The organism is Pulveribacter sp., assembly GCF_032079985.1.
Lineage (GTDB): Bacteria > Pseudomonadota > Gammaproteobacteria > Burkholderiales > Burkholderiaceae_C > Melaminivora.
The window spans coordinates 561254-580777 of the sequence record NZ_DAMATK010000002.1; the positions used below are offsets into that span (position 1 = coordinate 561254).

The 19524-nt window shown below is 69.0% G+C and carries 21 protein-coding genes and 1 tRNA gene; 14 read left to right on the top strand and 8 right to left on the bottom strand.

Features of this window, described 5'->3' with window-relative positions; all coding sequences use genetic code 11:
- Positions 1 to 40: 40 nt before the first annotated feature.
- The 3 genes from RT282_RS08895 to RT282_RS08905 are packed head-to-tail and all read left to right on the top strand — an operon-like array spanning position 41 to position 1599.
- Positions 41 to 607, top strand: a complete 567-nt coding sequence (locus RT282_RS08895) for an RDD family protein (protein ID WP_313313300.1) — start codon at positions 41 to 43, stop codon at positions 605 to 607.
- On the top strand, positions 600 to 1013 hold the full coding sequence (locus tag RT282_RS08900; RefSeq protein ID WP_312760178.1) for a diacylglycerol kinase: 414 nt from the start codon (positions 600 to 602) through the stop codon (positions 1011 to 1013). The genes RT282_RS08895 and RT282_RS08900 overlap by 8 nt, the downstream gene beginning before the upstream one ends.
- Positions 1006 to 1599: a TIGR00730 family Rossman fold protein gene (locus RT282_RS08905; RefSeq protein WP_313313301.1), complete on the top strand. Its 594-nt coding sequence runs from the start codon at positions 1006 to 1008 to the stop codon at positions 1597 to 1599. Before RT282_RS08900 ends, RT282_RS08905 begins: the two co-directional genes overlap by 8 nt.
- A 28-nt stretch (positions 1600 to 1627) precedes the next feature.
- Here the strand turns inward: RT282_RS08905 and RT282_RS08910 are convergent, their stop codons facing one another.
- Positions 1628 to 1966 (bottom strand): P-II family nitrogen regulator, encoded by a 339-nt coding sequence (locus RT282_RS08910; RefSeq protein ID WP_313080136.1) that lies wholly within the window; start codon positions 1964 to 1966, stop codon positions 1628 to 1630.
- Between the two features lie 293 nt (positions 1967 to 2259).
- On the opposite strand from RT282_RS08910, the gene RT282_RS08915 reads away from it, so the two are divergent.
- The 4 genes from RT282_RS08915 (at position 2260) to RT282_RS08930 (ending at position 5963) form a co-directional block, all read left to right on the top strand.
- A complete protein-coding gene (locus RT282_RS08915; RefSeq protein ID WP_313313303.1) occupies positions 2260 to 3147 on the top strand; it encodes a pirin family protein in 888 nt (295 codons plus the stop codon).
- A 41-nt stretch (positions 3148 to 3188) separates the two neighbouring features.
- Positions 3189 to 4400 carry a tryptophan synthase subunit beta gene (gene trpB / locus RT282_RS08920; protein WP_313313304.1) on the top strand — a complete coding sequence of 404 codons (1212 nt, stop codon included), beginning with the start codon at positions 3189 to 3191 and terminating at the stop codon, positions 4398 to 4400.
- A gap of 70 nt (positions 4401 to 4470) precedes the next feature.
- Positions 4471 to 5220 (top strand): leucyl/phenylalanyl-tRNA--protein transferase, encoded by a 750-nt coding sequence (aat, locus tag RT282_RS08925; protein WP_313313306.1) that lies wholly within the window; start codon positions 4471 to 4473, stop codon positions 5218 to 5220.
- Positions 5217 to 5963: an arginyltransferase gene (locus RT282_RS08930; protein ID WP_313313307.1), complete on the top strand. Its 747-nt coding sequence runs from the start codon at positions 5217 to 5219 to the stop codon at positions 5961 to 5963. The genes aat and RT282_RS08930 overlap by 4 nt, the downstream gene beginning before the upstream one ends.
- Positions 5964 to 6017: 54 nt before the next feature.
- Here RT282_RS08930 and RT282_RS08935 read toward each other — a convergent pair whose 3' ends face one another.
- Positions 6018 to 6719: a pirin family protein gene (locus RT282_RS08935; protein WP_313313309.1), complete on the bottom strand. Its 702-nt coding sequence runs from the start codon at positions 6717 to 6719 to the stop codon at positions 6018 to 6020.
- A 113-nt stretch (positions 6720 to 6832) separates the two neighbouring features.
- Between RT282_RS08935 and RT282_RS08940 the strand changes: the two genes are divergently transcribed.
- The 5 genes from RT282_RS08940 to RT282_RS08960 all read left to right on the top strand — a co-directional run bounded on the left by RT282_RS08940 (position 6833) and on the right by RT282_RS08960 (position 11696).
- Positions 6833 to 7768, top strand: coding sequence for a LysR family transcriptional regulator (locus RT282_RS08940; protein WP_313313311.1), 936 nt, complete (start codon positions 6833 to 6835; stop codon positions 7766 to 7768).
- A gap of 99 nt (positions 7769 to 7867) precedes the next feature.
- Positions 7868 to 8950, top strand: coding sequence for an NAD(P)/FAD-dependent oxidoreductase (locus RT282_RS08945; RefSeq protein WP_313313312.1), 1083 nt, complete (start codon positions 7868 to 7870; stop codon positions 8948 to 8950).
- Between the two features lie 6 nt (positions 8951 to 8956).
- A complete protein-coding gene (gene gluQRS, locus RT282_RS08950) occupies positions 8957 to 9904 on the top strand; it encodes a tRNA glutamyl-Q(34) synthetase GluQRS (protein ID WP_313313313.1) in 948 nt (315 codons plus the stop codon).
- Positions 9862 to 10644, top strand: coding sequence for a tRNA (guanosine(46)-N7)-methyltransferase TrmB (gene trmB / locus RT282_RS08955; RefSeq protein ID WP_313313314.1), 783 nt, complete (start codon positions 9862 to 9864; stop codon positions 10642 to 10644). The genes gluQRS and trmB overlap by 43 nt, the downstream gene beginning before the upstream one ends.
- Before the next feature lie 44 nt (positions 10645 to 10688).
- Positions 10689 to 11696: a GGDEF domain-containing protein gene (locus tag RT282_RS08960; protein ID WP_313313315.1), complete on the top strand. Its 1008-nt coding sequence runs from the start codon at positions 10689 to 10691 to the stop codon at positions 11694 to 11696.
- A gap of 64 nt (positions 11697 to 11760) precedes the next feature.
- Here RT282_RS08960 and alaS read toward each other — a convergent pair whose 3' ends face one another.
- Positions 11761 to 14385 (bottom strand): alanine--tRNA ligase, encoded by a 2625-nt coding sequence (gene alaS, locus RT282_RS08965; protein ID WP_313313316.1) that lies wholly within the window; start codon positions 14383 to 14385, stop codon positions 11761 to 11763.
- A gap of 170 nt (positions 14386 to 14555) precedes the next feature.
- Between alaS and RT282_RS08970 the strand changes: the two genes are divergently transcribed.
- On the top strand, positions 14556 to 16034 hold the full coding sequence (locus RT282_RS08970; RefSeq protein WP_313313317.1) for an NAD-dependent succinate-semialdehyde dehydrogenase: 1479 nt from the start codon (positions 14556 to 14558) through the stop codon (positions 16032 to 16034).
- 136 nt (positions 16035 to 16170) lie between these two features.
- Positions 16171 to 16244: transfer RNA gene (locus RT282_RS08975), tRNA-Gly, on the top strand.
- Between the two features lie 106 nt (positions 16245 to 16350).
- Here the strand turns inward: RT282_RS08975 and RT282_RS08980 are convergent.
- The 5 genes from RT282_RS08980 to RT282_RS09000 all read right to left on the bottom strand — a co-directional run bounded on the left by RT282_RS08980 (position 16351) and on the right by RT282_RS09000 (position 19384).
- Positions 16351 to 17190 (bottom strand): isocitrate lyase/phosphoenolpyruvate mutase family protein, encoded by an 840-nt coding sequence (locus tag RT282_RS08980; protein ID WP_313313319.1) that lies wholly within the window; start codon positions 17188 to 17190, stop codon positions 16351 to 16353.
- Between the two features lie 37 nt (positions 17191 to 17227).
- Positions 17228 to 17707: a carboxymuconolactone decarboxylase family protein gene (locus RT282_RS08985; protein ID WP_313313320.1), complete on the bottom strand. Its 480-nt coding sequence runs from the start codon at positions 17705 to 17707 to the stop codon at positions 17228 to 17230.
- 121 nt (positions 17708 to 17828) lie between these two features.
- Positions 17829 to 18755 (bottom strand): pseudouridine synthase, encoded by a 927-nt coding sequence (locus RT282_RS08990; protein ID WP_313313322.1) that lies wholly within the window; start codon positions 18753 to 18755, stop codon positions 17829 to 17831.
- 86 nt (positions 18756 to 18841) lie between these two features.
- Positions 18842 to 19132 (bottom strand): hypothetical protein, encoded by a 291-nt coding sequence (locus tag RT282_RS08995; protein WP_313313323.1) that lies wholly within the window; start codon positions 19130 to 19132, stop codon positions 18842 to 18844.
- A gap of 21 nt (positions 19133 to 19153) precedes the next feature.
- Positions 19154 to 19384 carry a hypothetical protein gene (locus RT282_RS09000; RefSeq protein WP_313313324.1) on the bottom strand — a complete coding sequence of 77 codons (231 nt, stop codon included), beginning with the start codon at positions 19382 to 19384 and terminating at the stop codon, positions 19154 to 19156.
- Positions 19385 to 19524: the final 140 nt, after the last annotated feature.

The following is a 19524-nucleotide window of genomic DNA, read 5'->3' on the forward strand; positions in this document are numbered from 1 at the left end:
CGCGCCCTCCTCCTTCGTGTTCATCGCCTCCCACCCCGAGATGTCTGCTTCCCGCCCCCAGGGGCCTTCTTTGCCTGCCGGCGGCGTTGCGCCCCTCCACCTCGAGGCACCGCCCCTGCGCCGGCGCATGGCCTGCTGGCTGTACGAGGGCATGCTGATGTTCGGCGTGGTGTTCATCGCCGGCTACCTGTTCAGCACCCTCACGCAAACGCGCCACGCGCTGGACAACCGCCACGCGCTGCAGGCCTTTCTGTTCGTGATTTTCGGCATCTACTTCACCTGGTTCTGGTCGCGTGGGCACACGCTGGCTATGAAGACCTGGCACATCCGCCTGGTGGACCGGGCCGGGCGCAACGTCAGCCAGCCGCGGGCGCTGGCGCGCTACGTGCTGAGCTGGCTGTGGTTCCTGCCGCCATTGGCGCTGCTGGCGCCATTCCACCTTTCCGGTGGCGAGCTGTTCGTCCTGGTGGTGGGCTGGGTGGCCGTTTGGGCGCTGCTGAGCCGACTGCATCCCGAGCGGCAGTTCCTGCACGACGCGCTGGCCGGCACCCGTCTCATCCACCACGAAGCCATCCGGCGCAAGCCCAAGGAGAGCGGCAATGTCTGAACCCGTTGTCCCCGCCGAAGACGCCGCCGCGGTGCACAAGCGCCGCACGGGCCTCGTGCGGCTGCTGTACGCGGGTCGCCATTCGCTGCGCGGCCTGGCCGATGGCTGGGGCGAAAAGGCCTTTCGGCTGGAGGCCTGCCTGGCCGTGGTGCTGCTGCCCCTGGCCGGCTGGCTCGGCCAGGGCGACTGGGTGAAGACGGGCCTGCTGTGCGCCACGGTCCTGCTGGTGCTGATCGTGGAGTTGCTCAACTCGGGGATCGAGTCGGTGGTGGACCGCATCGGCCCGCAATGGCATGAGCTGTCGCGCCGCGCCAAGGACATGGGCAGCGCCGCCGTGCTGGTGAGCCTGCTGCTGTGCGGCGCGACCTTTGCCGCCGCCCTCTACCAAAGGATTGCCCATGGCTGATGCCGCCTTTTCCGTCTGTGTTTACCTGGGTTCACGCCCCGGCAGCGACCCGCGCTTTGCCGAGGCGGCCACGGCGGTGGGCCGCTTCATCGGGCGCCACGGCGGTCAGCTGGTCTATGGCGGCGGTCGCAGCGGCCTGATGGGCACGGTGGCCGAAGCCACGCGCCAGGCCGGGGGCCGCGTGGTAGGCGTGATCCCGCAGTCGCTGGTGGACAAGGAACTGGCCAACCACCTGTGCGACGAGCTGCACATCGTCACTACCATGCACGAGCGCAAGGCCATGATGGCCGAGCGCAGCGATGCCTTCCTGGCCCTGCCGGGCGGCATCGGCACGCTGGAAGAGCTGTTCGAGGTCTGGACTTGGCGCCAGCTCGGCTACCACGACAAGCCGGTGGGCATCCTGGACGTGGGGGGCTACTACGCCCAGCTGCTGCAGTTCCTGCAGCACAGCGTGGCCAGCGGCCTGATGGGCGAGTGGCAGATGGGCCTGGTGCGTACGGGCGACGACGTCGACACCCTGCTCGCCGCACTGGTGCAGGAAGCCGGGACCCAGCCGCCGGCGTCCGGGCTGCGCGCCGTCATCTGAGCTGGGCCGCCGGGACCGGCCGCTCCGGTCAGATCGCCGCGTCGTCCAGCTCGCCGGTGCGGATGCGCACCACCCGCTCCACGGCGGTCACAAAAATTTTGCCGTCGCCGATCTTGCCCGTGCGGGCGGCCGCGACGATGGCGTCCACGCAGCGGTCCACGTCCTCGCCGCGTACGGCCACCTCGATCTTCACCTTGGGCAAAAAGTCCACCACGTATTCCGCACCGCGGTACAGCTCGGTGTGGCCCTTCTGGCGGCCAAAGCCCTTCACCTCGGTGACCGTCAGGCCTGTCACGCCGCATTCGGCCAGGGCTTCACGCACTTCCTCCAGCTTGAAGGGCTTGATGACGGCAGTGATCATATGCATGCGCGAACTCCTGGTGTCTGCAAAAAAAGAGCGACCCACGGGAGAGGCCGGCGCGGAATTATGGCGCCAATGCCGGCCCCTACCGGCGCGCGGGTTGTCCCCGCCAGCTCTGGAAAGACCTGTGCATAACTTGCGCAAGCCGCTGTACGGTGGGCGCAAGCGCTTGATTTGCAAGGCGATCTCTGCCGCTGCCTGTTTTTTGTGCAGCGTCGTACTTTCCCGCCCCGCGCAAGGGGCAGAATCGGCCGGTATGCCCCAGCGCGGGGCCGCCCGGCCATCAGGAGGAAAGCACCATGCCGCAACACATGCTGATCGACCGACGCTCCCATGACCTGGGTGGCGGCTTCCTCGTGGGCCGCGTGCTGCCCTACCGGGCCCAGCGCATGGTCGGGCCCTTCATCTTCTTCGACCACATGGGCCCGCTGGACCTGGCGCCCGGCTTTCCCCGCGAGCTGGACGTGCGTCCGCACCCGCACATCGGGCTGTCCACCGTCACCTACCTCTACAGCGGCGCCATCACGCACCGCGACAGCCTGGGCTTCGAGCAGGAGATCCGCCCCGGCCAGGTCAATTGGATGGTGGCCGGCAGCGGCATCACGCACAGCGAGCGCCTGGAGTACGCCCGCGCCCACGGTGCGCGCATGGAGGGTATCCAGACCTGGGTGGCCTTGCCGGACGAGGCGGAGGAAACCGCGCCGGCCTTCTACCACTACGAGGGCGCCGAGCAGCTGCCGGAGTTCGACGAGGACGGCGTCGCCGGGCGGCTGATCGCCGGCTCCATCGCCGGGCTGCATTCGCGCGTGCGCACGCACTCGCCGCTGTTCTACCTGCACTGGACCATGCAGCCGGGCGCTCGCCACAGCCTGGGCACCGAATACCCCGAGCGCGCCGTGTACGTGGCTGAAGGCGAAGTCGAGGTCGACGGCCAGGTGTTGCGCACGGGCCAGATGCTGGTCCTTCAATCCGCCCAGTCCGTACAGATCGCCGCACGCACCCAGGCGACGGTGATGCTGCTGGGGGGCGAGCCGGTGGGCGAGCGGCATATCTTCTGGAACTTCGTCTCCTCGTCGCGCGAACGCCTGGCGCAGGCGCGCGAGGACTGGCGCCAGCAGCGCATGAAGCTGCCCGTGGGTGACGACCAGGAATTCATCCCTCTGCCCACGGCCACGCCCGGCCACTGAACGCCTCGATCCACTCTTTTTCCTCCACTCGCCTTCGCACCATGACCAGCAGCCTGCCCTCCTTCGCCCCCATGCCCGACGCCGACGGCTTCTTCGGCCCTTACGGCGGCCAGCTGGTGCCGCCGCACCTGAAGCAGGCCATGGACGACATCAACGCCGCCTACGCCGAGATCACGCAGCGGCGCGACTTCCAGGACGAGCTGGCCCAGCTGTTCGCCGACTATGTGGGCCGGCCCAGCCCCATCTTCCACGCGCGGCGGCTGTCCCAGCAGCTGGGCGGCGCGCAGATCCACTTGAAGCGCGAAGACCTCAACCACACCGGCGCACACAAGATCAACCACTGCCTGGGCGAAGCGCTGCTGGCCAGGTTCATGGGCAAGAAGAAGGTCATTGCCGAGACCGGCGCCGGCCAGCACGGCGTGGCGCTGGCCACGGCCTGCGCGCTGGTGGGCATTCCCTGTGAGATCCACATGGGCCAGGTGGACATCGAAAAGGAACACCCCAACGTCACCAAAATGCGCATCCTGGGCGCCAAACTGGTGGCCGTGACGCGCGGCGCCGCCACGCTCAAGGAGGCGGTGGACAGCGCCTTCGAGGAATACCTGAACAACCCCACTGACTACCTGTACGCCATCGGCTCGGTGGTCGGCCCGCACCCCTTCCCGATGATGGTGCGCGACTTCCAGAGCATCATCGGCCGCGAGGCACGCGAGCAGTTCCAGGCCAAGCACGGCCGCCTGCCCGACTACGTGGCCGCCTGCGTGGGCGGCGGCTCCAACGCCATGGGCATGTTCACCGCCTTCCTGAACGACGCCAACGTGCAGCTGGTGGGTGTCGAGCCCGCTGGCGAGGGCACGGACAAGCAAGGCCGCCACGCCGCCACGCTGACCATGGGCAAGCCCGGCGAGATCCACGGCATGAAGTGCTACGTGCTGGAGGACGCGCCGGGCGTGCCGGCCGCCGTGCACAGCATCGCCTCCGGCCTGGACTACCCTGGCATCGGTCCGCAGCACAGTTACCTGAAGGACCTGGGCCGGGTGCGCTACGAGGTGGCCGACGATCAGCAGACGCTGGAGGCCTTCATGCGTCTGTCGCGCGTGGAGGGCATCATCCCGGCGCTGGAGAGCGCCCATGCCGTTGCCTGGGCCATGCGCGTGGCGCCGACGCTCGCCAACGACCAGCACATCCTGGTCAACCTGTCGGGCCGGGGCGACAAGGACGCGGACTACGTGGCCAAGGTGCTGGGGCTTTGATTCAGCGTCTTTTTGCCCTTAAACGCCCGCCAGACAAGCGCTGGCAGCTATCTATTCAATAGTGACCGGCATGGCTTTCCCGTTGCCCTGGCTGAACGTCCACGAGCCTCTGCCCGCGCCTGAGCAGGCGTGGGACGACTCGTCGCCCGCCCCTGGCCTGCTGGCGGCCGGCGGCTCGCTGTCCGTGCCGCGCCTGGTGCAGGCCTACCGGCAGGGCACCTTCCCGTGGTTCAGCGAGGGCCAGCCCATCCTCTGGTGGAGCCCCGAGCCGCGCATGGTGCTGCCGGTGGCTCAGTTCCGCCTGCACCGCTCCTTGAGAAAGACGCTGCAGCGCTTTCGCGCCGCGCCTGGCTGCGAGGTACGGGTGGACTGCGACTTTTCCGCCGTCATCGGCGCCTGCGCCGGCACGCCGCGCGAGGGCCAGGGCGGCACCTGGATCGTGCCGGAGATGGTGACCGCCTACGAGGCGCTGCACGCCGCCGGCCACGCGCACAGCGTGGAGACCTGGGTGGGCGGCCGCCTGGTGGGCGGCCTGTACTGCGTGGCGCTGGGCCGGGCGGTGTTTGGCGAATCCATGTTCGCCCACGCCACCGATGCCTCGAAAATCGCCCTGGCCGCGCTGGTGTGCCTGTGCCGGCGCGCCGGGGTGGAGCTGATCGACTGCCAGCAAAACACCCGCCACCTGGCCTCGCTGGGCGCTCGCGAGATGCCGCGCGCGCCCTTCCTGGCCCATGTGGCGCGGGCCAGCGCGCTGTCCGACTTCGTGTGGCAGTTCAGCTCCCTATACTGGAACGAACTTCTGCCTGTGCAAGACGCGTGACGCAACTCAACGAACTCCCGCTGCAAAGCCTGCAGTTCTACGCCACGGCGCCGTATGCGTGCAGCTATCTGCCGCGGCGCCAGGCGCGCTCGCAGGTGGCCACCCCCAGCCACCTGATCCAGAACACCGTGTACTCCGACCTGGTGGCCCAGGGCTTTCGCAGGAGCGGCATGTTCACGTACCGGCCGCACTGCGACGGCTGCCAGGCCTGCGTGCCGCTGCGCGTGCTGGCCGAGCAGTTCCGGCCCGACCGCAGCCAGCGCCGCGCCGAACGCCGCCACGCCCACCTGCAGGCGCGCGTGCTGCGCCTGTGCTACGTGCCCGAGCACTACCAGCTGTACCTGCGCTACCAGAACGCTCGCCACGCCGGCGGCGGCATGGACCACGACAGCATCGACCAGTACACCCAGTTCCTGCTGCAAAGCCGGGTGAATTCGCGCCTGGTGGAGTTCCGCGAGCCGGCGGCCGACGGCGGCGAGCCGGGCGTGCTGAAGATGGTCTCCATCCTGGACGTGCTGGACGACGGCCTGTCCGCCGTCTACACCTTCTACGAGCCCGAAGAAGGCGCCAGCTACGGCACCTACAGCGTGCTGTGGCAGATCCAGCAGGCCCGCACGCTGGGCCTGCCCCACGTGTACCTGGGCTACTGGATCGAGCAAAGCCCCAAGATGAGCTATAAGGCGCGCTTCATGCCGCACGAGATGCGCATCCAGGGGCAGTGGCAGCGGATGCAAGCCAAATAGGCCTGTAGCGCCCGCCAGTCAAGCGCCGGCAGCTATTAGAACAATAGCAACCCGTCAGGGTGCCAGGTCGAACACCAGCACCTCGGCGCCCCGGCCGCGCGTCAGCGTCACGCCCGGCTCGCCTTCCAGCAGCAGCGCGTCGCCCGTCTGCAGGGGCGTGCCGTTGGCCTCGATGCGGCCGCGCACCACGTGCACATAGCCCTTGCGCGCCGGCGCCAGCACCAGCCGCGCGCTCTCGGCACCGTCAAACAGGCCGGCGTACAGCCGCGCGTCGGCGTGCATGGACAGCGCACCGCCCTGGCCTTGCGGGGCGACGATGCACGCCAGGCGGCCGCGCTTGTCCTCTTCCTTTAGGCTGACCTGCTCGTAGCCGGGCGTCACGCCGGCCGTGTCCGGCAGGATCCAGATCTGCAGGAAGTGCGTGGTCTGGTCCTTGGCGTGATTGAACTCGCTGTGCATCACGCCCGTGCCGGCGCTCATGCGCTGCACGTCGCCGGCAGGGATGGTTTCCACGTTGCCCATGCTGTCGCGGTGCGCCAGTTCGCCCGACAGCACGTAGCTGATGATCTCCATGTCGCGGTGGCCATGCGTGCCAAAGCCCATGCCCGGCGCCACGCGATCCTCGTTGATCACGCGCAGGTTGCCCCAGCCCATGTGCTGCGGGTCGTAGTACTCGGCGAATGAAAAGCTGTGCTGCGACTGCAGCCAGCCGTGGTCGGCCTGGCCGCGCTCGTGCGCGGGGCGAAGGGTCTGCATAGAGGGTCCTTGGGGCGTGCGATAGAGCATTCCATGGTAGGACGCGGGCACGGCGCGTAGGTGCTGTGCAATTGACGGCATCATTCAAAGCCGTTGAACCTCCGCGCACGCCCATGAATACTCCACGCAGCGCCCTCACGCCCGACAACCTGGCCCTGTTGCAAAGCATCGCCGACACCGGCAGCTTCGCCGCCGCCGCGCGCCAGCTGGGCCTGGTGCCCAGCGCCCTCACCTACCGTGTGCGCCAGATCGAGGATGCGCTGGACGTACTGCTGTTCGACCGCGGCGCGCGCCAGGCGCGCCCCACCGAGGCCGGCCTGGCCCTGCTGCGCGACGGCACGCGGCTGCTGGAGGACATGGACGCCATCGCCCAGCGCGTGCGCCGCGTCGCCACCGGCTGGGAGGCGCAGCTGACCCTGTCGGTGGACGGCGTGATCTCGCCGACCACGCTGCTGGAGCTGGTGGAGGCCTTCTACGCCCAGTCACCGCCCACCCGGCTGAAGTGGCGCGAAGGCATCCTGAGCGGCACGGCCGAGGCCCTCATCACGGGGCAGGCCGACCTGGCCATCGGCGTGGCCGTGCCCTCGCCCAACATCGCCGGCCTGCAGGCCGAGCCGCTGGGCGAGACGCGCTTCGTATTCGCCGTGGCGCCCCACCACCCGCTGGCCGGGCTGCCCGAGCCGCTGAACGACGCCACGCTGCGCGCGCACCGCCTGGTCGCCGTGGCCGATTCGGGGCGGCACAACACCGTAACGCTGGGCGTGCTGTCCGGCCAGGACGTACTCACGGTGCACAGCCTGCGTGCCAAGGTGCAGGCGCAGCTGCTGGGGCTGGGCTGCGGCTTTCTGCCCGAGGCCATGGTGCGCCCCTATCTGGACAGCGGCCAGCTCGTCGTGCGCCGCGTGGCCCGTCCGGTGCGGCGCGTGCGCCTGGCCTACATGTGGCGTGAGAACCAGCCCGAGACCCACGGCCGCGCCCTGCTGTGGTGGCTGCAGCAGCTGCGCAGCAGCACGACGCGCCGCGCGCTGCTGGAAAACCACCCGGCATAGGCCGACCACGCCCACCACGCCTCAGGGCACGTGTAGAGTAGGGCCGGCACCCGCCCGGCCTCCCTCCGGGCGCCCCCATCCCCCGCGCGAAGGCCCGCCATGACAGACCACCAGCCCACCATGTCACCCACCGCCACGCCTGCCGGGCCGCGGCGCTTTGCCGTGGTGGGAGCCGGCATGGCCGGCGTTGCCTGCGCACGCACGCTGGCGCAGGCGGGGCACGACGTGACGGTGCTGGAAAAGCTGCCACGCATCGGCGGGCGCACCGGCTCGCTCGACACGGCCTACGGCAGCTTCGACGCCGGCGCGCAGTACTTCACGGTGCGCGACGAGCGTTTCGAGCGCGCGCTGGCCACCATGCCCGGGCTGTGCCGGCGCTGGAGCGCCAGCACCGTGCGCGTGCTCGACCCGCTGGGCCGTGTGGCCGCCGCCGCGCCGCCGCCCGGCGAAGCCCACTGGGTGGCCACGCCCACCATGGACGCGCTGGTTCAGGCCTGGGGCCAGCCCCTGGTCAACGAAGGCCGGCTGCACACGCACACCGCCGTCACCCACATCGAGCACGACCCCATGCGTCCCCTGGCCTGGCAGCTGCGCACCGCCTCGGTCGACGGGGGCACGCGCACCTATGCAGGCTTTGACGGCGTGGTGTTCGCGCTGCCGGCCCCGCTCACCCAGACCCTGCTGGCCGAATGCGCCGTGGCGCCGGCCTGGGGCGAGGCGCTGGCCGACACCCATATCGCCCCCTGCTGGACGCTGATGCTGGCCTTCGCGCAGGCCGTGCGCCCCGGCCTGACCACGCTGGGCCCGCAGTGGAACGCCGCGCGCAGCACCCACCACCGCGTGGCCTGGCTGGCGCGCGAGTCCAGCAAGCCCGGGCGCGCGCAGATCGAGCGCTGGACGGTGCAGGCCTCGCCCCAGTGGTCCGCCGAGCACCTGAACGACGACCCGGCCCGCATCCGCGACAAGCTCACGCGTGCCTTCGCCGAGATCACGGGCATCCACGCCGCGCCCACACACAGCCAGGTGCGCTGCTGGCCGCATGCGCAGACCCAGTCACCCCTGGGCCAGCCCTTCGTCTGGGACGCCGCCACCGGCCTGGGCGCCTGCGGCGACTGGTGCCTGGGGCACCGGCTGGAGGACGCCTTCGTCTCCGGGCTGTCCCTGGCCCTGGCCGCCGCTTAAGAACCCTTGGGCTACATCGGCCGCTTCGCCCCCTCTCCCACCGGTCCGCTGCACGCCGGCTCGCTGGTGGCCGCGCTGGCTAGCTGGCTGGACGCACGCGCGTCCAGCGGGCGCTGGCTGGTGCGCATCGAGGACGTGGACCCGCCGCGCTGCCAGGCCGGCGCGGCCGAGCGCATTCTGGCCCAGCTGGCTGCCTGCGGCCTGCACCCGGACGAGCCGCCGCTGTACCAGTCCCGCCGCACCGACCACTATCAGCAGGCGCTGGACACGCTGCGCGTGCGCGGCCTGGCTTATCCCTGTGCCTGCACCCGGCGCGACATCGATGCTGCCCTGGCCGCCCGCGGCCTGGCGCACCAGCGCCATGTGGAGCGCCCCTATCCCGGCACCTGTCGCGCCGGCCTGGGCGGGCGGGCGGCGCGGGCCTGGCGGTTCCATACGGAAAAATATCAGTCAAATCGGCCTCCGGCGCTTACCAGTCAAGCGTCAGCAGCTACTTTTTCGATAGCAACGGACGGCGTGCGCTGGCACGACCGCCGCCTGGGCGCACAGCACCAGGACGTGGCCGCCCAAGTGGGTGACTTCGTGCTGCGCCGCGCCGACGGCCTGTGGTCCTACCAGCTGGCCGTGGTGGTGGACGATGCCGAGCAGGGCATCACCCACATCGTGCGCGGCGAGGACCTGACCGACAACACCCCCCGCCAGATCCTGCTGCAGTCGGCCCTGGGCCTGCCCACGCCGCGCTACCTGCACGCGCCGCTGGTGCGCGGCGAAGACGGCGAGAAGCTGTCCAAGCAGCACGGCGCGCCGGCCATCGACGAAACCCGGCCGCTGGCGGCCCTGGGCCAGGCCGCCCAGGCCCTGGGCCTGCCCGCCGCACCACCGGGCGCCACGCAGGGCGAAGGGCTTGCCCTATGGGCGCTCGCCTGGGCGCGAATCTACAATCCTGCCCCGTGATCGCATCCCCTGTTTTCTCCGTGTCGTCTCCTCAGCCTCCCGCCGGTGCCCCGGCCGACGTCGCCCATCCCAAGGGCATCAAGAGCTACGTGCGCCGTGCCGGCCGCACCACCAGCGGCCAGTCGCGCGCGCTGGAAGAACTGGGCCCGCGCTACGTGCTCGACTACCAGCCCCGGCTGCTGGACGCGGCCGCCGCCTTCGGCCGCCAGGCGCCGCTGATCCTGGAGATCGGCTTCGGCATGGGCGAGGCCACGGCCCACATCGCCCAGGTGCGCCCACAAGAAAACTTCCTGTGCTGCGAGGTGCACGAGCCCGGCGTGGGCGCGCTGCTCAAGCGCATCGGCGAGCACGGCATCGACAACATCCGCATCCTGCAGCACGACGCCGTGGAGGTGCTGGAGCACATGCTGGCGCCGGACATGCTGGACGGTGTGCACATCTTCTTTCCCGACCCGTGGCACAAGAAGCGCCACCACAAGCGCCGGCTGATCCAGCCGCCGCTGATCGCCCGCCTGGCCAGCCGCCTCAAGCCCGGCGGCTACCTGCACTGCGCCACCGACTGGCAGCCTTATGCGGAGCAGATGCTGCAGGTGCTGTCGGCCGAGAGCCTGCTGGCCAACACCGCCGAAGGCTACGCGCACAAGCCCGACTACCGGCCCCTGACCAAGTTTGAAAACCGCGGCCTGCGCCTGGGCCACGGCGTGTGGGACGTGGTGTTCCGCCGCCGCCCCTCTCCCTGAGCCGGTGGCAGGACTTTTTTGACGTCCTTGTTGAAGCAATCTTGATGAAACCCCTGCTGCGCAACCTGGCCGAAATGACGGCCCACCGCGACCATCTGCGCCTGGAGGTGTCGGTGCTGTCCACGCTGCTGCTGCAGGGGCGTGACACGCGCGTGCGGGCGCTGGAAATGTTCACCCATGACGGCGAGACCTGGCTGCGCCCGCGCAGCTGGAGCGAGGGCGGGAGCATCGTCACCAGCGAGTACGAGGCGCTGGCCGACCCGGCCGCCTTCGCCCTGCCCGAGCTGCCCGAACTGGCGAAGTGCATCGCCAGCGGCGGCAAGAGCGTCGGACGCGTCGAGGAGCACGGGCACACGTTGTGGATGCCCGTGTGGCTGGGCGAGCGCGCCCACGCCTGCCTGGAGATCACCCAGCCCAAGGCCTTCACGCGACACCAGCGCGACGTGATTGCCGGCGTGTATCTCGTCTACCAGAACTACCAGAGCCTGCTGGACTACAGCGAGCGCGATGCCCTCACCGGGCTGCTCAACCGCAAGACCTTTGACGAGCAGTTCGCCCGCCAGCCCGGCGTGGAGAGCTGGGATGCGCGCCAGGACCCGGAAGTGCCGGGCCAGTGGCTGGCCGTGGTGGACATCGACCACTTCAAGCTGGTCAACGACCGCTTTGGCCACCTCTACGGCGACGAGGTGCTGATCCTGGTGGCCAACCGGCTGCGCAGCCTGTTTCGCTCGCAGGACCGTATATTCCGCTTCGGTGGGGAGGAATTCGTGGTGCTGCTGCGGTCGGCCACGCTGGCCCAGGCCCGCATGGCGCTGGAGCGCCTGCGCTCCACGATCGAGGCGCACGAGTTCCCGCAGATCGGCCACATCACCGTCAGCATCGGCTTTGCCGCCGCGCAGGGCGGCGCACCGGTGGAGGTGATCGGCCGGGCCGACCAGGCGCTGTACTTTGCCAAGGAGCACGGGCGCAACCAGGTGCGCCACTACGAGGACCTGGTGGCCAGCGCCTCGCTGGGGCAGAAAGTGGCGCACGACGAGGTGGAGCTGTTTTAGGCCCCGCCCGCGGCGCCGACCTCACCCGGCATCAGGCCCGCACCATGCGGGCCTGATTCGTTTCTCAGGCGCGTTCCTGCACCCAGGCGGCGACCGAAGCCAGCGCCTGCGGCAGCGCCGACGGGTCGGTGCCGCCGGCCATGGCCATGTCGGGCTTGCCGCCGCCCTTGCCGCCCACCTGGGCGGCAACGAAGTTCACCAGCTCTCCGGCCTTGACGCGGCCGAGGCTGTCGGCCGTCACCCCGGCGGCCAGCTGCACCTTGTCGCCATCCACGGCAGCCAGCACGATGGCGGCGGTCTTGAGCTTGTCCTTGAGCTTGTCCATGGTCTCGCGCAGGGCCTTGGCATCGGCGCCGGGCAGCTGCGCGGCCAGCACCTTCAAGCCCTTCACATCGACAGCCTGGTTGACCAGCTCGTCGCCCTGCGACGCGGCCATGCGGCTCTTGAGTGCGGCCAGTTCCTTTTCCAGGCTGCGCACCTGCTCCAGCACCTGGGCCAGGCGCGGCTGCACCTCGGCCAGCGGGGCCTTCAGGGTGGCAGCAGCCGATTCGAGCGTGGCCTCGAGCTGCTGCACGTAGGCCAGTGCATTGGCGCCGGTGATGGCTTCCACGCGGCGCACACCCGCGGCCACGCCGCTTTCGGCCACGATCTTGAACAAGCCGATATCGCCGGTGCGTGCCACGTGCGTACCGCCGCACAGCTCGCGGCTGGTGCCGATGTCCAGCACACGCACGGTCTCGCCGTACTTCTCGCCGAACAGCATCATGGCGCCGGTCTTCTGGGCGCTTTCGATATCCATCACGCGCGCCTGCGTGCCTTCGTTGGCCAGGATTTCCTGGTTCACCAGGCGTTCGATCTCGGTGATCTGGGCGTCGGTCAGGGGCGCGTTGTGTGTGAAGTCGAAGCGCGTGCGCTCGTCATTGACCAGCGAGCCTTTTTGCTGCACGTGGCTGCCCAGCACTTCGCGCAGCGCCTTGTGCATCAGGTGCGTGGCGCTGTGGTTGCGCACGGTGGCGGCGCGCAGCTGCGTGTCCACGCGCGCGGCGACGGTGTCGCCCACGCGCAAGGTGCCTTGTGTCTGCGTGCCGTGGTGACCGAAGACGTCGGCGCGGATCTTCTGCGTGTCCACCACGCCGAACTGCACCCCTTCGGCCGCCAGCACGCCCTGGTCGCCCACTTGGCCGCCGGACTCGGCATAGAACGGCGTGGACGACAGCACCACCACGCCGCTCTGGCCCTCGGTGAGCTGCTGCACAGGCGCGCCCTCGTGGTACAGGGCAAGGACCTGCGCGCTTTCCTCCAGGCGCTCGTAGCCGGTGAAGTCGTGGCCGGCGCCGACGTACTCCAGCGCGCGGTCCATCTTGAACTTGCCGGCGGCGCGCGCCTGGGTCTTCTGGCGCTCCATGGCGGCGTCGAAGCCGGCGCTGTCCACCTCCACGCCGCGCTCGCGCGCCACGTCCTGCGTCAGGTCCAGCGGGAAGCCGTAGGTGTCGTGCAGCTTGAAAGCCACGTCGCCCGCCAGCGTTCCGGCGCCACCGGCCAGCGCCGCGTCCAGGATGTCCATGCCGTGCGCCAGGGTCTCGAAGAAGCGCTCTTCCTCGACGCGCAGCACCTCGGTGATGCGCTCCTGCTGCTCGCGCAGCTTGGGATAGGCGTCGCCCATCTGCGCCACCAGGTCGGCCACCAGCTTGTGGAAGAACGGCTTCTTGCAGCCCAGCTTGTAGCCGTGGCGGATGGCGCGGCGGATGATGCGCCGCTGCACGTAGCCGCGCCCCTCGTTGCTGGGGATGACGCCGTCGGCCACCAGGAAGGCGGTGGCGCGGATGTGGTCGGCGATGACCTTCAGCGACGGGTTGGCCAGGTCGGCCGTGCCGGTCTCGCGGCCGGCGGCCTTGATCAGCGCCTCGAACAGGTCGATCTCGTAGTTGCTGTGCACGTGCTGCAGGATGGCGGCCAGGCGCTCCAGGCCCATGCCGGTGTCCACGCAGGGCGCGGGCAGCGGCACCACGCTGCCGTCTTCCTTCATGTCGAACTGCATGAACACGTGGTTCCAGATCTCGATGAAGCGGTCGCCGTCCTCCTCGGGGCTGCCCGGGGGGCCGCCGGGGATGTGCGGGCCGTGGTCGTAGAAGATCTCCGAGCACGGGCCGCAGGGGCCGGTGTCGGCCATCATCCAGAAGTTGTCGCTCTTGTACTTGCCGCCCTTGTTGTCGCCGATGCGGATCACGCGCTCGGCCGGCAGGCCGATCTCCTTGGTCCAGATGTCGTAGGCCTCGTCGTCCTCGTGGTAGACCGTGGCCAGCAGCTTCTCGGCCGGCAGGCCGTAGACCTGGGTCAGCAGCTCCCAGCCCCAGTGGATGGATTCGCGCTTGAAGTAGTCGCCGAACGACCAGTTGCCCAGCATCTCGAAGAAGGTGTGGTGGCGCGCGGTGTAGCCCACGTTCTCCAGGTCGTTGTGCTTGCCGCCGGCGCGCAGGCAGGTCTGCACCGAGGCCGCGCGCACGTAGGGACGCTTGTCCGTGCCCAGGAACACATCCTTGAACTGCACCATCCCTGAATTGGTGAACATCAGCGTCGGATCGTTGCCCGGCACCAGCGGGCTGGACGCCACCACCGTGTGCCCCTTGGCGGCGAAGAACTCGAGGAACGTCTTGCGGATGTCCGCAACGGAAAAAGTGCGTGTGCTCATGGGTATGAAAGGGTTTTTTGCTCGGGGCGGGCGGCGCCGTGCGCCCGCCGCGGCCAACCGGCAATTATAGGTTTTGCCCCCTGTCAGCGATGGGACTGCAGCCTTGGCGCCCAGCGCTATGCTGGCGCGTTCTTCTCCCCACCCTCCCCTGCTGCTTGCGGAGCCACGCCATGGATGCCCAGACCTCGCCTCTTTCCCGCCTCGACGACCCCAGCCTGCTCAAGACCGACGCCCTGCTGGGCGGCCAGTGGTTCGCCGGCAGCCAGCGCCTGGCCGTGCACGACCCGGCCACCGGGCACAAGCTGGCCGACGTGGCGAACCTGGGCCCGCGCGAGACGCAAAGCGCCATCGACGCCGCCCGCGAAGCCCTGCCCGGCTGGAGCGCACGCACTGCCAAAGAGCGCAGCCAGCTGCTGCGCAAGTGGTTCGAGCTGCTCATGCAGCATCAGGACGACCTGGCCCGCCTGATCACCGCCGAAGGCGGCAAGCCCCTGGCCGAGGCGCGCGGTGAGGTGGCCTATGGCGCCAGCTTCGTCGAATGGTTTGCCGAAGAGGCCAAGCGCGTGAACGGCGAGGTGGTGCCGCACTTTCAGAACGATTGCCGCCTGCTGGTGTTGCGCCAGCCCATCGGCGTGTGCGCCGCCATCACGCCGTGGAACTTCCCCCTGGCCATGATCACGCGCAAGGTGGCGCCGGCCATCGCGGCCGGTTGCACGGTGGTCGTCAAGCCGGCCGAGCTCACGCCCCTGACGGCCCTGGCCACGGCCGAGCTGGCGCAGCGCGCCGGCATCCCGGCCGGTGTGCTGAACGTGGTGACCAGCGACGACGCGGCCGGCGTGGGCAAGATGCTGTGCCAGAGCGCGCACGTGCGCCACCTGTCCTTCACCGGCTCCACCGAGGTCGGCCGCATCCTGATGGAGCAGTGCGCGCCGACAATCAAGAAGCTGTCGCTGGAGCTGGGCGGCAACGCGCCCTTTTTGGTCTTCGACGACGCGGACGTGGACGCCGCCGTGGAAGGCGCGTTTGCCAGCAAATACCGCAACGCCGGCCAGACCTGCGTCTGCACCAACCGCTTCTACGTACAGGAAGGCGTGTATGACGAGTTCGTGCAGAAGTTCGCCGCTCGCGTCAAGAAGGCCAAGGTCGGCAACGGCTTCGAGGACGGCGTGGTGCTGGGCCCGCTGATCGAGAAGGCCGCGGTGGACAAGGTACAGCGTCACCTGGATGACGCCGTCTCCAAGGGCGCACGCGTCGTCACTGGCGGCAAGGCGCTGCGCGACCTGGGCTCGGGCCAGTTCTTCGAGCCCACGGTGCTGGCCGACGCCACCACCGGCATGCTGTTCGCGCGCGAGGAGACCTTCGGCCCGCTGGCGCCCATCGTCAAGTTCAAGACCGAGGAAGAAGCCGTCGCTGCCGCCAACGCCACCGAGTTCGGCCTGGCCAGCTACTTCTATGCGCGCGACATGGCGCGCATCTTCCGCGTGGGCGAGGCGCTGGAGGCCGGCATGGTGGGGGTGAACGTGGGCCTGATCTCCAGCGAGCAGGTCCCCTTTGGCGGCGTCAAGCAGTCTGGCCTGGGCCGCGAGGGGTCGAGCCACGGCATCGAGGAATACGTGGAGCTCAAGTATCTGTGCCTGGGCGGCCTGTGACCACTGCGCTTCGGTATTGATAGCTGCTGGCGCATGCCCAGCAAGGGCTGGAGGGCAAAAACACTTGCATTCCGCCCTTGCCCATGCGGCTTGGCGGCTGCGCTACAATCCGCGCCTTCGGTCTCCTTCCAGCCGCGCGGGTGTCGTTCAATGGTAGGACTCTTGCTTCCCAAGCAAATAACGTGGGTTCGATTCCCATCACCCGCTCCAGCAATGGCCTGACCCCGGTCAGGCGCAGCGACAAGCTGCTTCTCATCCCCGGCGCTGGATTCCCTCCCCTCGCTAGCTAGAGCAAGCAGCTGCGGCTGCCCAGGTATCAGCGCGCCCCCACCCTTCCGCCAAATAGCGCATTCAGCTCCGCCCCAGGCAGCGCGTTCGCAAATCCATCGAACCGCCCCTGCTCCGCGAGCGTGCGAGCAGCCTGCATGAAGCCGCCCCATGCCGCACGCGCCAGCGCACCGCCGGCACTGATGCGCCTCACCCCGAGATCGGCCAGGTCTTGCAGCGTCAGCTCGCTCGGCCAGCCGATGAGCACGTTGACCGGCTTGGGCGCCACGGCCGCGACCACCGCACTGATCTGCTCGCGCGTTCGGATGCCCGGGGCGTACAGGCAGTCCGCACCGGCCTGCGCATAGGCCTGCAGACGGGCAATTGTGTCCTCCAGATCGGGACGGCCGACGAAAAAGTTCTCTGCCCGACCGATCAGCAGTGTGTCGCCACCGGCTGCGTCGATCGCGACCCGCGCCGCGCGCAGGCGCTGCACGGCCTCAGCCATGTCGCGCAGAGGCGCTTGCGGGTCACCGGTCGAGTCTTCGATGGAAAGGCCGGCCACGCCAGTGTCGATGGCCATGCGCACGCTCTCGGCCACGCCCTCGGGCGTCTGCGCAAAGCCGCCTTCGAAATCGGCGTTGATCGGCAGGTCGGTGGCTGCAGCCATGTGGCGCAGATGCGCCAGGGTCTCGTCACGGGACAGCTGCCCGTCCGCACGGCCGCAGGACCAGGCGTAGCCCGAACTGGTGGTCGCCAGCGCCTTGAAGCCCAGCGCCGCCAGGGCATTGGCGCTGCCGGCATCCCAGGGGTTGGGCAGCACGAAGCAGCCCGACTGGTGCAGCGCGCGGAAGGCGCGGCGTTTCTGGCTGGCACTGCGGTGGGTCATGGGACCTCCTTGGCGGGCCTGGTTTGGACCGACGGTCTCAGGCCAGGCCGGCCTTATCCAATCCATAGGCCTTGTCGAACATACCCGGTTCGCCGCGGAAGGCGATATTCAGCCGGTTCCAGGCGTTGATGGCCATGATTTGGAACGTCAGGTCGGACAGTTCTTTCTCGCCGAACTGGACGCGCGCCTGTTCATAGGCTTCGTCGGGCACGCCGTGCGGGCTTAGTTGAGTCAGCGCCTCCGTCCAGGCCAGCGCGGCGCGCTCACGCGGGGTGAACAGGGGCGATTCGCGCCAGATGACCAGGTGGTGCAGCCGCAGCGGCCGCTCGCCGTGGATGGTGGCCTGCTTGATGTGCATGTCCAGGCAGAAGGCGCAGCTGTTGATCTGGGACGCCCGGATCTCTACCAGATGGCGTATTCCGGGCTCGATGGCGGACTTGCCTAGGGAATTGCTGAACTCCAGAAATTTGCCGAACAGCTCGGGCGACTGCTTCTGGGAATTGATGCGCTGGGTCATGGGGCAACTTTGTTCGCGTTGGAATGCTGAGTGGCAGCCCGGCGACTGGGCAATCCGGGGCGCGGGCCATTGCACTGCAGCCCACGTACCCCTGCGGCTGCCATGGGTTTGGGCCGCTGCTTCAGGCCTGCCTCAGGCTGGCCAGTGGCCGCAGCCGCAACGCGCTGGTGAAATGCCGGCGCTGGGTTGTGACGGGATCGTCGAAGGCCAGGGTCTGGGCCAGCAACTGCAGCGGGTTGGAATAGTCGCCTGGCGCCGGGTCGTTGACCTCGGGGTACAGCGTGTCGCCCACGAGCGGCAGGCCCAGGGCCGCCATCTGCACGCGCAGCTGATGGCGACGGCCGGTCACGGGCTCCAACCGGTAGCGGGCGTAGCCGCCCAGGTGTTCGATCACCTCGATGCTGGTGACAGCGTTGGGCGTGCCCGGCACCTCGTGCATGCGAAAGAAGTGCCCGCTTTCCTCCAGCCGGGTCTGCTGCACGCGCGGCAGCGGCAGGTCGGCCCGCCAGGGCGCGATGGCTTCATAGACCTTGCGCACCGCCCGGTCACGGAACAGCGCCTGGTAGCGCCCGCGCGTGGCGCGCTGCACCGACAGCAGCACCAGCCCGGCGGTGCCGGCGTCGATGCGGTGCACGGGCGACAGCTCGGACAGGCCCAGGCGCCTCCTCAGCCGCACCAGCAGCGTCTGCTGCAGATACCGGCCGGCAGGCACCACGGGCATGAAGTGCGGCTTGTCTGCGACGACGATGTGCTCGTCCTGGAACAGCACCGCTTCATCAAAGGGCAGCGGCGCCTCGTGCGCCAGTTCGCGGTAGTAGTAGTAGCGCAACCCGGGGGTGAAGGGCGTGCCGGCCCCAGCAGGCACGCCGTGCTCGTCGACCACCTCGCCGGCCGCCATGCGGCGCAGCCAGTCTGCGCGTGGCACGGCGGGCAGGCGGGTGCTCAGAAAGTCCAGCAGCAAGCCTGCGCCAATGGAGGGCAGCACCACGCAGCTGGGGCTGACGCCTTCGCGCATGGGCAGCACGCGCGGATCATGGGGGTTGTGCATAGGGCCGGCATTGTAGGAAACGCCGCCATCTGCGCTACGCTTTTGCTAGCTACCAGCGCTTGTCTGGCGGGCGCTGGAGCCGTTTTTTATTGTAATCCTTTTTCAAAAACTCCCGGCAGTGGCGGCTGGTGCTCGCTGCCGTCCAGCGCCACGTCAATGGCGTGCTTGATATGCGCCAAGGTGTGCAGGTCGCCTTCAGACTGCTCTACCGCGTCCCAGCGTACGGCGTCCAGATGCGCCGCGGCGTGGTCGGTGACCGCGGTCACGCTGGCCTGCACCGGAGTGGGCAGGATGCGGCCTCCGCTCTCGGGCACGGGAATGCGGATGAGAAAGCCCCGGTAGCCTTCTTCCAGGATGCGGGTGATGGGCTGCTCCATGGTGGTGCGATCCTGCACGACTCAGTCGCGCGGAACCGAGCGCGCGCCGGTGGCAATGTCCGCCAAGCCGCGAAGGGCGTCTTCGCGTGACGGAAAGTGCTCGCGCGGCAGCGACACGGGGCGCCCGTCCACCTGGGCCTGGGAGAAAAAGTAGCGCTTGCCGTCGCCACCCAGGCACAGCATGCCGGTATAGGTGGCGCCGTCCGCCACGCCGAAGATGGTCTCTTGTGTCAGTGCCTGGGCGGTGTGCATGTGGTGCGACCTTGGATTGAAGAGGGAAGCAAAAAAGAGAGAGAGAGAGTGGCTAATAAACCGAATGTTTCGATTCTTGATGCAACAAATGCTCGCAACACGTAGGTCAACGGCCCGTGTACCTGCCTGTCAAAAACGCC

Excerpts from the sequence above, each read along its gene's own strand:
- RT282_RS08980 (WP_313313319.1), bottom strand. The coding sequence starts at position 17,190 with ATGACCCACCGCAGTGCCAGCCAGAAACGCCGCGCCTTCCGCGCGCTG.
- RT282_RS08915 (WP_313313303.1), top strand. The coding sequence starts at position 2,260 with ATGCCGCAACACATGCTGATCGACCGACGCTCCCATGACCTGGGTGGC.
- RT282_RS09000 (WP_313313324.1), bottom strand. The coding sequence starts at position 19,384 with ATGCACACCGCCCAGGCACTGACACAAGAGACCATCTTCGGCGTGGCG.
- RT282_RS08995 (WP_313313323.1), bottom strand. The coding sequence starts at position 19,132 with ATGGAGCAGCCCATCACCCGCATCCTGGAAGAAGGCTACCGGGGCTTT.
- RT282_RS08985 (WP_313313320.1), bottom strand. The coding sequence starts at position 17,707 with ATGACCCAGCGCATCAATTCCCAGAAGCAGTCGCCCGAGCTGTTCGGC.
- alaS (WP_313313316.1), bottom strand. The coding sequence starts at position 14,385 with ATGAGCACACGCACTTTTTCCGTTGCGGACATCCGCAAGACGTTCCTC.
- RT282_RS08905 (WP_313313301.1), top strand. The coding sequence starts at position 1,006 with ATGGCTGATGCCGCCTTTTCCGTCTGTGTTTACCTGGGTTCACGCCCC.
- aat (WP_313313306.1), top strand. The coding sequence starts at position 4,471 with ATGGCTTTCCCGTTGCCCTGGCTGAACGTCCACGAGCCTCTGCCCGCG.
- RT282_RS08900 (WP_312760178.1), top strand. The coding sequence starts at position 600 with ATGTCTGAACCCGTTGTCCCCGCCGAAGACGCCGCCGCGGTGCACAAG.
- RT282_RS08960 (WP_313313315.1), top strand. The coding sequence starts at position 10,689 with ATGAAACCCCTGCTGCGCAACCTGGCCGAAATGACGGCCCACCGCGAC.
- RT282_RS08940 (WP_313313311.1), top strand. The coding sequence starts at position 6,833 with ATGAATACTCCACGCAGCGCCCTCACGCCCGACAACCTGGCCCTGTTG.
- RT282_RS08970 (WP_313313317.1), top strand. The coding sequence starts at position 14,556 with ATGGATGCCCAGACCTCGCCTCTTTCCCGCCTCGACGACCCCAGCCTG.
- RT282_RS08945 (WP_313313312.1), top strand. The coding sequence starts at position 7,868 with ATGACAGACCACCAGCCCACCATGTCACCCACCGCCACGCCTGCCGGG.
- RT282_RS08935 (WP_313313309.1), bottom strand. The coding sequence starts at position 6,719 with ATGCAGACCCTTCGCCCCGCGCACGAGCGCGGCCAGGCCGACCACGGC.
- RT282_RS08910 (WP_313080136.1), bottom strand. The coding sequence starts at position 1,966 with ATGCATATGATCACTGCCGTCATCAAGCCCTTCAAGCTGGAGGAAGTG.
- trmB (WP_313313314.1), top strand. The coding sequence starts at position 9,862 with ATGGGCGCTCGCCTGGGCGCGAATCTACAATCCTGCCCCGTGATCGCA.
- RT282_RS08895 (WP_313313300.1), top strand. The coding sequence starts at position 41 with ATGTCTGCTTCCCGCCCCCAGGGGCCTTCTTTGCCTGCCGGCGGCGTT.
- trpB (WP_313313304.1), top strand. The coding sequence starts at position 3,189 with ATGACCAGCAGCCTGCCCTCCTTCGCCCCCATGCCCGACGCCGACGGC.
- RT282_RS08990 (WP_313313322.1), bottom strand. The coding sequence starts at position 18,755 with ATGCACAACCCCCATGATCCGCGCGTGCTGCCCATGCGCGAAGGCGTC.